Origin of the sequence: Rhodococcus sp. JS3073, from assembly GCF_026810085.1 — a bacterium.
Classification (GTDB): Bacteria; Actinomycetota; Actinomycetes; order Mycobacteriales; family Mycobacteriaceae; genus Rhodococcus_F; species Rhodococcus_F wratislaviensis.
The window spans coordinates 6096983-6111186 of sequence record NZ_CP113951.1; the positions used below are offsets into that span (position 1 = coordinate 6096983).

The window sequence follows — 14204 nt, forward strand, 5'->3', positions numbered from 1 at the left end:
GCACGATGATTGAACGCTGGTCCAAATGGGAATCCCAGGCGCATGGACACAGCAAATGCCCCTGTGCCCGGGTCCCATGACGAGCTGGTCGAGCAGTTACGGAAGTACCTGAGCTCGATCACGTCGACGGAACTCGGTCCCGACGACGACTACTTCACCCTGGGATTGGTGAGTTCGTTGCGGGCCCTGGAGATCGTCACGTACATCGAGGGCTCCCACGACGTCGTGGTCGAGGTGGAGGATCTCGATCTCGACAACTTCCGTACCGCAACGCGGGTGGCGGGCTTCATTCGGAGAAAGCGGGGCGAGCAGCTTCGTGCGACGGACGGGGCGTCGCCGTGATCGGAATCGACACACTTGTCGCCTCCGCCGAGACCGACGCCGGCAGCTGGGACGAGACCGGACTGCCGGTCGACGTCATCGAGGCCGCCGCGCGGGCGGGAGTCCTCGGGCTGGACCGGACGACGGACTGCCGGGGACTCGGCCTGAACGCGGCCGAACTCGGCTCGGTCGCAGAAAGACTCGGGGCGGTCTGCACGTCGTTGCGCTCGCTGCTGACCGTGCAGGGGATGGTGAACGCCGCCCTCGATCGGTGGGGCACCGCCGAACAGCGGGCACAGTGGGTGCCGGCCCTGGCGACCGGCGAACTCCTCGCCGGATTCGCCGCCACCGAATCCGGCGCCGGCAGCGACCTCTCCTCTGTGACTACCAGTTTCGACGAGCACGGCTCGGATCACCGGATCTCCGGACGGAAACTGTGGGTCACGTTCGGCGAGGTCGCGGACGTACTGCTCGTCCTCGGCCGGTCGCAGGCCGGGCTGACGACCGCGCTGGTCGAAACGGACTCACCCGGAGTGTCCGTCGAACCGGTCCACGGACAGCTGGGTATGCGCGGCGCCCGGATCGCACACATCGCGTTGGACGGCGTCGTCGTCCCCGCGGACCACCTGATCGCACCGCCCGGATTCGGACTGTCCCACGTCGTCGGCACCGCCCTGGACCACGGCCGGTACACCATCGCCTGGGGGTGCGCCGGGATGGCGCGCGGGTGTATCGCCGACGCCGTCGCGCACGCCTCCACCCGGGTGCAGGGCAGCGCCGTGCTGTCCGAGCACGACTCGGTCCGCGCGATCGTCGGTCGCAGCTGGGTCGATGCCGCCGGCGCCCGCGCGCTGTGCGAACGGGCCGCCGAACAACGCGATGCCCACGAGCCGAGCGCGCTGTTCACGACGATCGCCGCGAAGTACGCCGCGGCCCGGGTCGCCGCGTCGGTGAGCCAGCAGGCGGTCCAGGTGCTCGGGGCCGCGGGATGCGCCCCCGGCAGCAGGGTGGGTCGCTTCTTCCGCGACGCCAAGGTCATGCAGATCATCGAGGGCGCGACGGAGGTCGCCGAACTCCAGATCGGTGAGTACGTGCTGGGGGGAGGTGCGCGATGACCGCTGACAGACCGGTCACGATCGATTCGGTCGCGCTCTGGTTCCCGGACGACGAGGTGACCGTGGCAGGCCTGCCCGAGCTCGACGAACTGCCGATCGCTCAGCGCGAGCACGCCTTGTCTCTGGGCATCGACACGGTGCGGATCGGAATCGGGCTCTCCGAGGTGGATCTGGCGCACGCCGCGGCCGACGAGGCGCTCCGGACGGCGGGCCTCGACGCCACCCAGCTCGATGCGCTGCTGCTCGTCCAGGGCCGGGTTCCGCAGTATCTGCTCGCATCCGAGGCGACCCGGCTGCAGCACCGGCTCGGCGCGACCCAGGCGTTCACCACAAGTGTGGGGGACCTCGGGTGCGTGTCCGTCTCGGCGGCGTTCGCGCTCGCGTCGGCGTTGCTCCGCGGCGACCCCCGTTGCCAGAACGTCCTCGTCGTCGCGGCGGCGAAGACACCGACCCGGTCACGGTACCGGTCGCCGATGACTCTCCTGGGCGACGGCGCCGCCGCGGTCCTGCTGACGACGTCGGGGACCGGGCGTTACGAACTCGTCGACCAGATGATCCGCAGCGACGGAAAGTACGCCGACCTGTTCCACATCGACTACCGCGACGTCCGCGAAGCCGACTGGGTCGAGGAATGCGCCGACGAACCCACGTACTCGTTCCGCCTCGCGGTCGAGAGCCGGAAGAGGTTCACGGAGATCAACGCGGACCTGCTGGCCCGGAACGGGCTGCAGCAGGACGCGATCGGCGTATTCCTGATGCAGAACCTGTCGCTCGGTGCGTTCGCGTTCTGGCAGGAGGCGCTCGATGTCACCATCGATCCCGTCTGCCGCGACAACCTGGCCCGATTCGGCCACCTCGGATCGGTCGACGTCGCGGCGAACCTCGAGCGCGCGGCGTCCGCACAGGCGCCCGGCGACTACTGCGTGATCATGAACAGCAGCCCGGTCGCGGCGTGGAGCAGCGCACTGCTCCGGCGCCTGCCGGATCGACCCGGGCACGGGAAGTGATCGCGATGGCGCAGACGGTCAAGTGCATGGTCTGGGATCTCGACGACACCATCTGGGACGGCGTCGTCCTCGAACAGGATGCCCCGGTGCCGAAAGCGGACGCCCTCCGCGCCCTGGACGTGCTCGACCGCCGCGGCATCCTGCACGCCGTGGCGAGCCGCGGCGAATACGAACCCGCAGCCGCGCACCTGCGCATGCACGGCATCGAGGAACTGTTCTGCGCCGTCGACGTCGGCTGGGGCCCGAAGTCGGAGGCCGTGCGCCGCATCGCGGAGACACTGAATCTGGGTCTGGACACCATCGCGTTCGTCGACAACGATCCCGTCGAGCGGGCCGAGGTGTCCGAGGCGCTTCCCCCGGTGCGTTGCTATCCGGCCGAGCAGATCGCGTCGTTCCCCGACCTTCCCGAGTTGACGCCGCCCGCCGTCACCGAGGAGGCGAGGCAGCGGAGGTCGCTGTACCGCGCCGAACGGATCCGTCAGGTGAGCGAACAGGAATTCCGCGGGTCCAACTCCGAATTCCTGGCCTCGCTCGAACTGGTCATGACGGTCCGCCGGGCGACCGAGGACGACCTCGAACGCGCCCACGAACTGACCGTGCGGTCTCATCAACTCAACACGACGGGCCGGACTTTCGGCATCGACGAACTGCGCCGGCTGTGCGCCTCGGACGACCACGAGGTGCTCGTCGCGTCGCTCGGCGACCGATTCGGCGGGTACGGCACGATCGGTCTCGCGGTCTCGGAGATCCGCGGCGACGATTCCGTCCTGCAACTGCTGCTGATGTCGTGCCGGGTGATGTCCCGCGGGGTCGGGACCGCGCTGATCCGGCACGTCGTCGAGCGGGCACGCACCCATGGCAGGCGGGCGCTCGCCGAGTTCGTGCCGACGGACGTCAACCGGGTGATGCTGGTGACCCTGCGATTCGCGGGCTTCGACGTGGTCGACCCAACCCCCGATCGGATGCTGCTGCTGTGCAATGACGTTCGCAGCGCCGGCGCACCGAACGCCGATCACGTCGCGGTCCTCTCGGGAGACGTGGCGCCATGACGGACGTGGTCGCGAACGGTGGGGTGATGTCCGGGATCCTCCGCCAGTGCGCGCGGGTTCCCGACCGGATCGCGATCGTGGTGGGCGACCGGACGCTGACGTATCGCGAACTCGATTCGGTGAGCGAGGCACTGGCGCGGCAACTCGCCGCCCTGGGCGTGCGGCCGGGCCGGGTGGTGCTGATCCACCAGCGGCAGAGCGTCGAGACGGTGGTGGGGATGATCGCCGCGCTGCGGCTGGGTGCGGCGTGGTGCGTCATCGAGCCCGGCCATCCGGTGGGTCAACTCCGCGCGCTCCTCGGCGACATCGACTGCGGTGCCATCGTCTTCGGGTCCGCGGATCCGAAGACGTCGCCGGAGTCGGTCCGGGAACTCGCCCGGAGTGCGGGCGGACGTGTTCCCGCACTGCACGACCGGGACGCCGACCACCCGCCCGTCGCCGAACGGGCCGATCTTCCCGAGGACGTGCCCGCGGGCGCCGCCGCCTACGTGATCACCACGTCCGGGTCGACCGGCGTCCCCAAGGCCGTCGTCGCGAGCCGCGCCAACCTCGCGAGCATGGTCGACGGTCGCAACTACGACTTCGACGACGGCGACCTCGTCACGTTCTCCGCGTTCCGCCTCACGTGGGACGGCTCCCTGCTGAAAACCCTGTGGGCGTTGTGCACCGGCGGCACCAGTGTGCTCCCGGACGCCCGCGAACTGATGGACGCCGAGGCCGTCGCCGCGCTCGCCCGGACGTGGCGGACCACCCACCTGGTCGCGACCCCCTCCTTCTACCGGCTGCTGCTGCCGCATCTCACCCCGCTGCGCGAACGTCTGCGGTTGGTGACGCTTGCGGGAGAAGCCCTTCCGGGCACGCTCGTCGAACAGCATCGAGCGGTGCTGTCCGGGGTCCCGCTGAGCAACGAGTACGGTCCGACCGAGACGACCGTCAGCTGTCTGGCTCATCCGGTGCGCGACGTGCCCGCCTCGATCGCGCCGATCGGCAGACCACTGGGGGCGAGCACGGCGTACGTCCTCGACGCGAAACTGGTCGAGGTGCCGTACGGAGCGGTCGGGGACCTGTACATCGGCGGTCCGCAGATTTCCGAGGGGTACGCGTCCCGCCCGGCCGCCACCGCGGCCCGCTTCGTCGCCGACCCCTTCGCGGCGCGGCCGGGTGCCCGGATGTATCACACGGGTGACCTCGCGCGCGTCGATCCGCACGGCGACATCGAATTCCGCGGCCGGTTCGACGGACAGGTGAAAGTGCGCGGCGCCCGGGTCGAGAGACACGCGGTGGAGGCGGTCCTGGAGAGTCATCCCGCGATACACCAGGCCGTGGTTCTCGCGACCGCCGACGAACACGGGGAGACGGTATTGACCGCGTTCTGGGTGCCCGCGGCCGCGGCGACCGTACTGCCCACACCGCGCGACCTGATCGCGCACTGCGCCGAGCGGCTCGTCGCGCAGGCGGTGCCCGACCGCTTCCTCGCGCTCGGTGCCCTTCCGCTCGCACCGAGCAGCAAGGTGGACGAGGCGGCGTTGCGCCGGCTGCTGCCCAGCGGAGGTGGTGGCGTTGCGTGAGCACCATACCGAGGCCGCAGGCCGCGCGGACGCACCGTTCCCGCTGTCTTCGGCCCAATACGAGGCGTGGCTGGCCCAGCAACTGGCCCCCGACGTGCCGTTGTGCATCGCCCAGTACGTCGAGGTGCACGGCGACCTGGACGTCGACCTGCTGCGCGAGGCCACCGTCGCGACCGCCGACGAATTCGGGTCGCCCTTTCTCCGGTTGATCGACAGGGGCGGTCAGCCGTTCCAACTGGTCGATCCGTCGGCGGACCGGTCGATCGGCCTGATGGACTTCCGCGGGGACGCCGAACCGGTGGAGGCCGCCCGTCGATGGATCCGCGCCGACTGCGAGACCCCACTGGATCCGACTCGCGACCGCCTCGTCGAATCGTCGGTTCTTCGCGTCGGCGACGCGCACTACTTGTGGTACAGCAAGATTCACCACGTCGCCCTGGACGGCTACGGTGCGATGACGATGCTCAACCGCATCGCGTCCCGCTACACCGCTGAGGTGCTCGACCGGGAACTGCCGCCCAACGAGGCCGTGGACCCCCGGCATCTGTACGACGCCGACCAGCAGTACCGGTCGTCGAGCCGCTTCGCCGCGGACCGGCAGTTCTGGGCCGAACGGGTCGGCGGCCTCGCACCCGGGTCGACCCTGGCCCGGCGGACCGGGCCCGCGGTTGCCACGAGCACCGACGTGACCGCGCCCCTTCCGGACTCGGCGGAGCGTGCGCTCGGCGACGCCGGCGCCCACGGGACCGCGAAGATCATCGCCGCGTTCGCCTGCTACCTGTCGAGGACGACCGGACGCCGGGACGTGCTCGTGAAGGTCCCGGTGTCGGCGCGCACCACCGCGACCCTGCGACGGTCCGGCGGAATGGTGGCCGGTGTCGTGCCGCTTCCCGTGCAGATCCGCCCCGAGGACACGGTGGGGCAGCTGGTGGAGCGGGTGCAACTCGATCTGATGGGCGCGCTGCGACACCAGCGTTTCGGGCTCGGCGACATCCGGCGCGACGCGGGCGCCGGTGCGGCGGAGACACTGTCGGGTCCGATGGTCAACGTCATGCTCTTCCACCAGGAACTCGCTCTCGGGCCGCTCGTCGGCGAATACCACATCGTCACGTCCGGGCCGGTCGAGGACCTGCTCGTCAACGTGTACCGGAGCGGCACGCCGGTCCGGACCTTCGTTCACTTCCTGGCCAACCCCAACCGGTACGACGCCGACGAGGTCGACGCGCATCACCGGCAATTCCTGGGACTGCTGGGCGATTTCGTCGCAGCCGACGCGGACACCGCGCTCAGCACCGTCCACGAGGAGACGGCCTGGCTCGACTTCTGGACGCGCACACTGGCGGACGCGCCCCCGGTGCTGGACCTGCCTACCGACCGTCCGCGGCCCGCACGGCCGTCCCATCGCAGCGCCGCCGTCGACGTCGCACTCGACCCGGATCTGCGGCGCAGCCTGGAAGCGTGGGCGGCCGCACACCGCACGGACGCCGCCACCGTGATCCATGCGATGCTGGCGCTGGTGCTGGCACGATCGGCCCGGACCGACGACGTCGTCATCGGCAGGCGGACGGACACCGACCCGGTGGTGGTGCGGACCCACGTGCGCGGTTCGGACCGCTTCGGCGAGTACGTCGACACGGTGCGGGTCGCGGCCGCGGAGGCGTTCGCACACCGCGGTGTGCCCGCCCTCCGAATCACAGACGCGCTCGACCGGCTGCGGTCCGGGTCGCACGCACCGCTCTTCCAGGTGCTACTCGAATTCTCGGAACAGGGCGGGGAACTCGGCGACCTCGATCTGCGGGTGACGGTGTCGGACACGACGGCCCGATTCACGTACGCGACCGACCTGTTCGACGCCGCCACCGTGGAGGGAATCGCTCGGCGGTTCGTGCGGACCGCCGAGGCCGCCGCCGCGGATCCGTCGGCCGTGATCGGGGACATCGACCTGGTCGAACCGGCCGAACGCGCCCTGCTGCGGGACTGGTCGTCCCGGCCCGCGGATGCCGCCGACGAGACGACACTCGGTGCGCTGTTCGGCGCCCGGGCGGCGCGGAGGCCCGACGCCGCGGCAGTCGTGTCGGGTGGCGAACGCATGAGTTACGGCGACCTCGATGCCCGCTCGAACCGCCTTGCGCGGCGCCTGCTCTCGCTGGGGGTGGGTCCGGAGTCGTCGGTCGCGGTCGCGATGCCGCGGTCGGCGGCGCTCGTCGTCGCGCTCCTGGCGGTCGTCAAGGCCGGGGCCGCGTACCTCCCCATCGACGCGGACCATCCCGGTGAGCGCTCGGCGCTCGTCCTCGACGACGCCCACCCGATGTGCATTCTGGCCACCCGCGACACCGCGACCGCGCTGCCGGCATCGGACGTCCCCGTCCTGCTCCTCGATCCGACGGACCCGGATCTCGGCGGCGGCTCCGCCGACCCGCTGACCGATTCGGAACGGACACCGATCGATCCGGACTCGGTGGCCTACGTCGTCTACACGTCGGGATCGACGGGCCGGCCGAAAGGCGTTGCGGTGTCACACCGCAACGTGGTCTCGCTCTTCACGAGCACCCGGGATCTGTTCCGGTTCGGGGACACCGACGTGTGGACGATGTTCCACTCCCCGGCATTCGACTTCTCGGTCTGGGAGCTGTGGGGCGCCCTTCTGCACGGCGGGACGCTCGTCGTCGTCGACTTCGACACCACCCGGTCGCCCGCCGCGTTCCTCGCGCTGCTGCGCCGCGAGCGGGTGACGGTGCTGAGCCAGACCCCGACGGCGTTCTCGCAGTTGATCGACGTCGCCGATGCGGAGGACGGCGCGGGCACACCGCCGCTGCGGTACGTCGTGCTCGGTGGCGAAGCGCTCGACTTCGGGCAACTCGAACGCTGGTACTCCCGCCGCGACGAGGGTGCGCCCGTGCTCGTGAACATGTACGGCATCACCGAGACGACGGTGCACGTCACGCACCTCCCGCTCGGTCGCGGGCTCGCCGCGGCCGCGTGGACGAGCAGGGTCGGGCGGCCGATTCCCGGATTCCGGGTGTCGGTGCTGGACGCGCGGCTGCATCCGGTGCCGGTCGGTGTGGCGGGCGAACTGTACGTGGCGGGACCGCAGGTCGCGCGCGGCTACCTGGGCCGCGCCGGGCTCACGGCGTCCCGCTTCGTCGCGGATGCGTCGGGTGCCCGGATGTACCGGACCGGGGACGTCGTGCGGTGGCGACGCGACGGGGGTCTCGACTACCTCGGACGCGACGACTTCCAGGTCGAGATCCGCGGGTTCCGGGTGGAACTCGGCGAACTGGAATGGGTGCTGGGCCGGTGTGCCGGGGTCGCGCAGGCAGTGGTGACCCTGCACGAGGATCCGGTGACGGGCCCGGCGCCCGCGGCGTACGTGGTGCCCGAGGCGGGTGCGATCGTCGACCCGGAGGCCGTGCTGGAATTCGCCGGAGGCGCGCTGCCGTCGTACATGGTCCCGGCCTCGGTGACGGTCCTCGAGCGGCTGCCGCTGACCGTCAACGGGAAGGTGGACCGGGCGGCACTTCCGGCGCCCGTCACGGATTCTCGCGCCGAATTCGTGGCACCGGGCACTCCCGTCGAGGAGTCGCTCACGGTCATTTTCGCCGCGCTGCTCGGCGTGCCCGGGGTCGGCGTCGACGACGACTTCTTCGCGCTCGGCGGCAACTCGCTGATCGCGGCGAAGGTCGTGGCGCGGATCCAGGGTGTGCTCGGTGCGGGTGTGGGAGTGCGCGACGTCTTCGAGGCGCGGACGGTGCGGTCGCTGGCGACTCGGGTGAGCCGGGCGGACTCGGCCGACCGGCCGCCGCTCGTGGCGACGGACCGATCCGCGGCGGCGCCGGTGTCCCTTGCCCAGACGCGGATGTGGTTCCTCGACCAGTTCGACACGACGTCGCCCGCCTACAACATCGCCGCGGCCTTCCGGTTGCGCGGCCCCCTCGACGTCGCGGCGCTGCACAAGGCGCTGACCGACGTCGTGGACCGGCACGAGGCGTTGCGGACGATCTTCCCCATGCGGGGCGACACGCCCGTGCAGTCGGTGATCCCGGCGGCGGACGCGGTGCCCGGTCTCCGCGCGGTCACGGTGTCGGGGGAGAGCGACCTGCGGGACCGGCTCGCGGCGGCGCTGTCGGCGGGCTTCGAGGTGACCGCGCAGGTTCCGTTGCGGGCGCACCTGTTCGAGGCCGGACCACACGATCACGCCCTGGCCCTGGTGGTCCATCACATCGCGGCGGACGCGCTGTCGCTGGGCCCGCTCGCCCGGGACATCACGTCCGCGTACACCGCCCGGGCGCGGGGACACGCGCCGGACTGGGTGCCGCTTCCGGTGCAGTACGCCGATTACAGCATCTGGCAGCGGGCACTGCTCGGATCGGAGGACGATCCCGGCTCCCTGATGTCCCGCCAGCTCGGGTACTGGCGTTCCGCGCTCGCCGATGCGCCGGTCGTGACGGACCTGCCGATGGATCGCGCACGTCCCGAACACCGGTCGCTCGCCGGCGCGCGGGAGTCGTTCGACATCGGGGAGCGCCTCCACCGGAAGGTGGTAGCCCTTGCGCGAGAACACGATGCGACCGTGTTCATGGTGACGCACGCGGTGTTCGCGGTACTGGTGTCCCGCTTGGGAAGCACCACCGACGTGGTGATCGGATCCGCGGTGGCGGGCCGCGGTGAGGCCGTGCTCGACGACCTGGTGGGGATGTTCGTCAACACCCTGGCACTGCGCACCCCCGTGCACGGCGCCGACTCGTTCGCCGCGCTGCTCGCCGCCGTGCGGGACCGCGATCTGGAGGCGTTCGCGCATGCGGAGGTGCCGTTCGAGCGGGTGGTCGAGGCACTCGCTCTGCCGCGCACCACGGCCCACGCGCCGTTGTTCCAGGTGCTGTTCGAATTCCAGGACGTCGTGCGGCCCACCCCGAGCCTGCCGGAACTGGATGTGGAGGAAATCGACCTCGGTGTCTCCGTCTCCACGTTCGACCTGCAGCTGACCCTGGCCGAACGATTCGGCGAGGACGGGGAACCCGCCGGGATCAGCGCGGGATTCACCTATGCCACCGACATCTTCGACACCGCGACCGTCCGCAAGTTCGCCGAACGATACGTGCGGCTCCTCGACGCGATGGTCGCCGACCCCGACGTTCCGCTGGCCCACTTCGATCTGCTGTCCCCCGGCGAACGCGAGGCACTCGTCCCGGTGCGCGGGCGGCCCACCGGCACGACCCGGCTGCTGCCGGAGATCCTCTCCGCCGCGGCCGCCCGGGACCCGCACGCCGTCGCGCTGTCGTACGGCAACGCGGTGATGTCGTATCGCGAACTCGACGACTGGTCGAACCGCCTGGCCTGGGTGTTGATCCGCCGCGGAATCGGACCGGAGGACCACGTGGCGATCGGGCTCGTCCGGTCCGTGGAACTGGTGGTGTCGGTGTGGGCGGTGGCGAAGTCGGGTGCGTCGTTCGTGCCGGTGGATCCGAGTCTGCCGCCGGGGAGGATCGCCGACATCCTCGCCGACTGCGGGGCGGTCGCGGGACTCACCGTCGCCGAACAGCGCGACCGGATGCCGGACGGCGTGGAATGGCTGCTCCTGGACTACCCGGGTCCGACACGGCGTTGGGAGTCCCGTCCGATCGCCGACGACGACCGGGTCGTGCCGCTGCGACCGGGCCATCCGGCGTATCTGATGTACACGTCCGGGTCGACGGGGGCACCGAAGGGCGTCGTGATCCCCCATGCGGGGTTGCAGAACTTCACGATCGATCAGCGCGCCCGGTACGCGACGACGAACGCCTCGCGCGTCCTGAATCTCGCGTCACCCGGGTTCGACGCGACGATGCTCGAATACCTGATGGCGTTCGGCGCCGGTGCGCGACTGGTGATCGCGGCGCCCCAGGTGTACGGCGGCGCCGCCCTGACGGAGCTGCTGGCGGCAGAGCGGATCACGCACGCGTTCACCACCCCGGCGGTCCTGGCCACGATCGACCCGCGAGGACTGCGCCTGCTCCGCACGCTCGTCGTCGGCGGCGAACGCTGCCCGCCGGAGTTGCTGGCTCGCTGGGCGTCCGGGCGCACCCTGCTCGTCGGTTACGGTCCGACGGAGACGACGGTGATGTCGAACATCGGCGACCCGATGACACCCGGCGACCCCGTGCGGATCGGCCACCCGATGCGCGGTGTCCGCGAACTCGTCCTCGACGAGTGGCTGCGTCCGGTGCCGGTCGGTGTGGTCGGTGAGCTGTACGTGCTGGGGGAGGGGCTGGCGCGCGGCTACCACCGGCGGGCAGGAGCGACCGCCGCCTCGTTCGTGGCGAACCCGTTCGACCACCCCGGCTCCCGCATGTACCGCACCGGCGACCTGATGCGGTGGACGAAGGAAGGACGGCTGGAATATCTGGGCCGCAACGATTTCCAGGTCAAGTTGCGCGGCCAGCGGGTCGAGCCGGGGGAGGTGGAGGCGGCGCTCACCCGCTGCCCCGGTGTCGCGCAGGCGGTGGTCGTCGTCCGCCGCACGCCCGCTGCGGAGGCGGTCCTCGCCGGATACGTCACGGCGGAGGACGGCGCGGACCTCGACACCACCGAGGTGCTGCGGTTCGCCGGATCCGTGCTCGCACCCTTCATGGTGCCGGCCTCGGTGACGGTCCTCGACCGGCTGCCGCTGGGGGCCAACGGCAAGGTCGACCGGCACGCGCTGCCGGACCCCGAATTCGCGCCCCGCATCTTCCGTGCACCCGGCACACCGTTCGAGTCCGCGGTGGCCGACGTGTTCGCCGAGGTCCTCGGGGGCGGTGTCGTCGGTGCCGACGACGACTTCTTCGCGTCCGGTGGCAACTCGCTGACCGCGACGCAGGTGGTCGCGCGGATCAACTCCGCGCTCGACACGGATGTCGGTGTGCGGGACGTGTTCGAGACCCCGACCGTGCGGGCGCTCGCGGCGCGGATCGCGCGCGAGACCGCGGGCGGCGAGGCCCGGCCCGCCGTGGCGGTGCCCCGGCGCCCCGACCCGGTGCCGCTGTCGTGGGCGCAGCACCGGATGTGGCTCCTCAATCAGTTCGACCCGTCCTCGCCCGCGTACAACGTCGCGATGATCGTCCGGTTGTCGGGTGACCTCGACGTCGACGCACTGACCGCCGCGCTCGCCGACGTGGTGGAGCGGCACGAATCGCTCCGCACCCGGTACCCCTACGGCGATTCGGGACCCACTCAGGTGATCGTCGGTGCGGGCCACGTCGCGCAGCTCACCGTGTCGACGTCCGGCGATCCGGTACGCGAACAGATCTCGGAACTCGTGTCCGCGGGCTTCGACGTCGCCATCGAAGTCCCGATGCGGGCCAGGCTGTTCCCACTCGGCGACCGGGAGCACGTCCTCGTCGTGGTGGTGCACCACATCGCGGCCGACGGGTTCTCCATGGTTCCGCTCGCCCGCGACGTGATGACGGCCTACACCGCGCGGACCGAGGGCTGCACGCCGGGATGGGAGCCGCTGCCGGTGCAATACCCCGACTACACCGTGTGGCAGCGGGAACTCCTCGGCTCGGCGGACGATGCGGACTCCCTGCTGTCGCGCCAACTGGACTACTGGCGATCCACCCTTTCCGACGCGCCGGCCGTGACCGCGTTGCCGACGGACCGTGACCGCCCGCCGCGGCGCTCTGTGTCCGGCGACCGGGTGACGTTCGCGATCGGAGCCGACGTGCACCGGGACGCGGTGGCGTTGGCGCGGACCCGGCGGTGCACCGTGTTCATGGTCGTGCACGCGGCCCTCGCCGTGTTGCTGGCCCGCTCGGGCGGTACCGGCGACGTGGTGATCGGGTCGCCGGTCGCCGGCCGCGGCGAGGCCGTCCTCGACGACGTGGTGGGGATGTTCGTCAACACGCTCGTCCTGCGGACCGGCGTGTCGGGGACTTTCGAGGAGCTGCTCGCACGGGTCCGCGAGACCGACCTCGCGGCCTACGCCCACTCGGACGTGCCGTTCGAGCGGGTCGTCGAGGCGCTGAACCCGCCTCGGTCCCAGTCGCATTCACCCCTGTTCCAGGTGTTGCTCGAGTTCCGGAACACCGAGCACCCCGATCTCGCGCTCCCGCACCTGGAGGCCGAAGTCCTCGAACCCGACGTCGAGGTGTCGCTCTTCGACCTGCAGCTGACGGTGCGCGAGAAGTACGACGACTCCGGAACACCGGAAGGGATGACGGCAGGATTCACCTACGCCACCGACCTCTTCGATGCGGCGACCGTGCAGTCCCTGGCCGATCGTTTCACCAGGATCCTCGCGGCATTCGTCGCGGATCCGGGTGTCGCCGTCGGAGACGTCGACGTGCTGGCCCCGGACGAGCGCACCCGGATACGCGAATGGAGTGCCGCGGCCGAGACCGTCGTGCTCGATCCCCGGTTGCAGCTCATCCCCGAAGGCGTGACCGGCGCCGTGTACGTGGCCGATACGCGGGAGCACCACACCTCGGCGCGGGCGGCGGCCACGACGTTCGTGGCGAATCCGTTCGGCGCCCCGGGCTCCCGGATGGTCCGGACGGGAACGCTCGCGCGGTGGAACCGGTCCGGACAACTGCTGAGCGTCGGCGCCACCGGGTCTCCGGCGCGGTCGGTCACGGACGTCGTGGAGAGCCACCCGGCGGTCCGCGAGGCGGTTGTCCTCACGACCGCGGCCGGCGTCACCGCCTTCTGGGTCCCGGCGGCCGCGGCAGCCGTGCTACCGATGGCGGAGGACCTGCGGGCGTTCAGCGCCGGGCGGCTCGACGCCCGATCGGTTCCGACGCGGTTCGTCGCACTCGGTGCGGTCCCGCGAACGGCGGACGGCGAGGTGGACGAGAACGCGCTGCGCGCACTCGTCTCCGAGGCCGAGCCTGCGCCCGGCGAGTCGCGGCAACGCTGGACCGCGCTGCAACGGTCGGTCGCCGAGCACTGGGCGGCGGTGCTGGGGCACGACGACTTCGGTCCCGAAGACGGGTTCTTCGACGTCGGCGGCAACTCGCATCGCGTCGTGGAACTGCAGCGTCGTCTCGACGAGCGGTGGCCCGGAGCGCTGCGGGTGGGCCAGCTGTTCGACCTCGTCACTGTGGCGGCGCAGGCCGAGGCGATTTCGCAGTCCACCGACACGGGCGAGGCGCCCGCGCCCGCCACCTACGAGTTCTGAGCAGCCGGGAG

Annotated in this window: 6 protein-coding genes; all 6 read left to right on the forward strand. The window is 71.0% G+C overall.

The window, feature by feature from the left end:
- Positions 1-42: 42 nt before the first annotated feature.
- From OYT95_RS27610 to OYT95_RS27635, 6 genes are read left to right on the forward strand one after another with little or no spacing between them, the layout of a single operon-like run.
- Complete coding sequence (locus OYT95_RS27610; RefSeq protein ID WP_037230727.1) at positions 43-342, forward strand: acyl carrier protein; 300 nt, start codon at positions 43-45, stop codon at positions 340-342.
- Positions 339-1436 carry an acyl-CoA dehydrogenase family protein gene (locus OYT95_RS27615; RefSeq protein WP_268789653.1) on the forward strand — a complete coding sequence of 366 codons (1098 nt, stop codon included), beginning with the start codon at positions 339-341 and terminating at the stop codon, positions 1434-1436. Before OYT95_RS27610 ends, OYT95_RS27615 begins: the two co-directional genes overlap by 4 nt.
- Positions 1433-2443: a 3-oxoacyl-ACP synthase gene (locus OYT95_RS27620; protein WP_268789654.1), complete on the forward strand. Its 1011-nt coding sequence runs from the start codon at positions 1433-1435 to the stop codon at positions 2441-2443. Before OYT95_RS27615 ends, OYT95_RS27620 begins: the two co-directional genes overlap by 4 nt.
- A complete protein-coding gene (locus OYT95_RS27625; protein ID WP_328286567.1) occupies positions 2440-3492 on the forward strand; it encodes an HAD-IIIC family phosphatase in 1053 nt (350 codons plus the stop codon). The genes OYT95_RS27620 and OYT95_RS27625 overlap by 4 nt, the downstream gene beginning before the upstream one ends.
- Positions 3489-5060, forward strand: coding sequence for an amino acid adenylation domain-containing protein (locus OYT95_RS27630; protein ID WP_268789656.1), 1572 nt, complete (start codon positions 3489-3491; stop codon positions 5058-5060). Before OYT95_RS27625 ends, OYT95_RS27630 begins: the two co-directional genes overlap by 4 nt.
- Positions 5047-14193: a non-ribosomal peptide synthetase gene (locus OYT95_RS27635; protein ID WP_268789657.1), complete on the forward strand. Its 9147-nt coding sequence runs from the start codon at positions 5047-5049 to the stop codon at positions 14191-14193. The genes OYT95_RS27630 and OYT95_RS27635 overlap by 14 nt, the downstream gene beginning before the upstream one ends.
- Positions 14194-14204 lie beyond the last annotated feature (11 nt).

Bases quoted from the DNA above. Each gene is read 5' to 3' on its own strand.
- OYT95_RS27610 (WP_037230727.1), top strand. From the start codon at position 43: ATGGACACAGCAAATGCCCCTGTGCCCGGGTCCCATGACGAGCTGGTC.
- OYT95_RS27620 (WP_268789654.1), top strand. From the start codon at position 1,433: ATGACCGCTGACAGACCGGTCACGATCGATTCGGTCGCGCTCTGGTTC.
- OYT95_RS27630 (WP_268789656.1), top strand. From the start codon at position 3,489: ATGACGGACGTGGTCGCGAACGGTGGGGTGATGTCCGGGATCCTCCGC.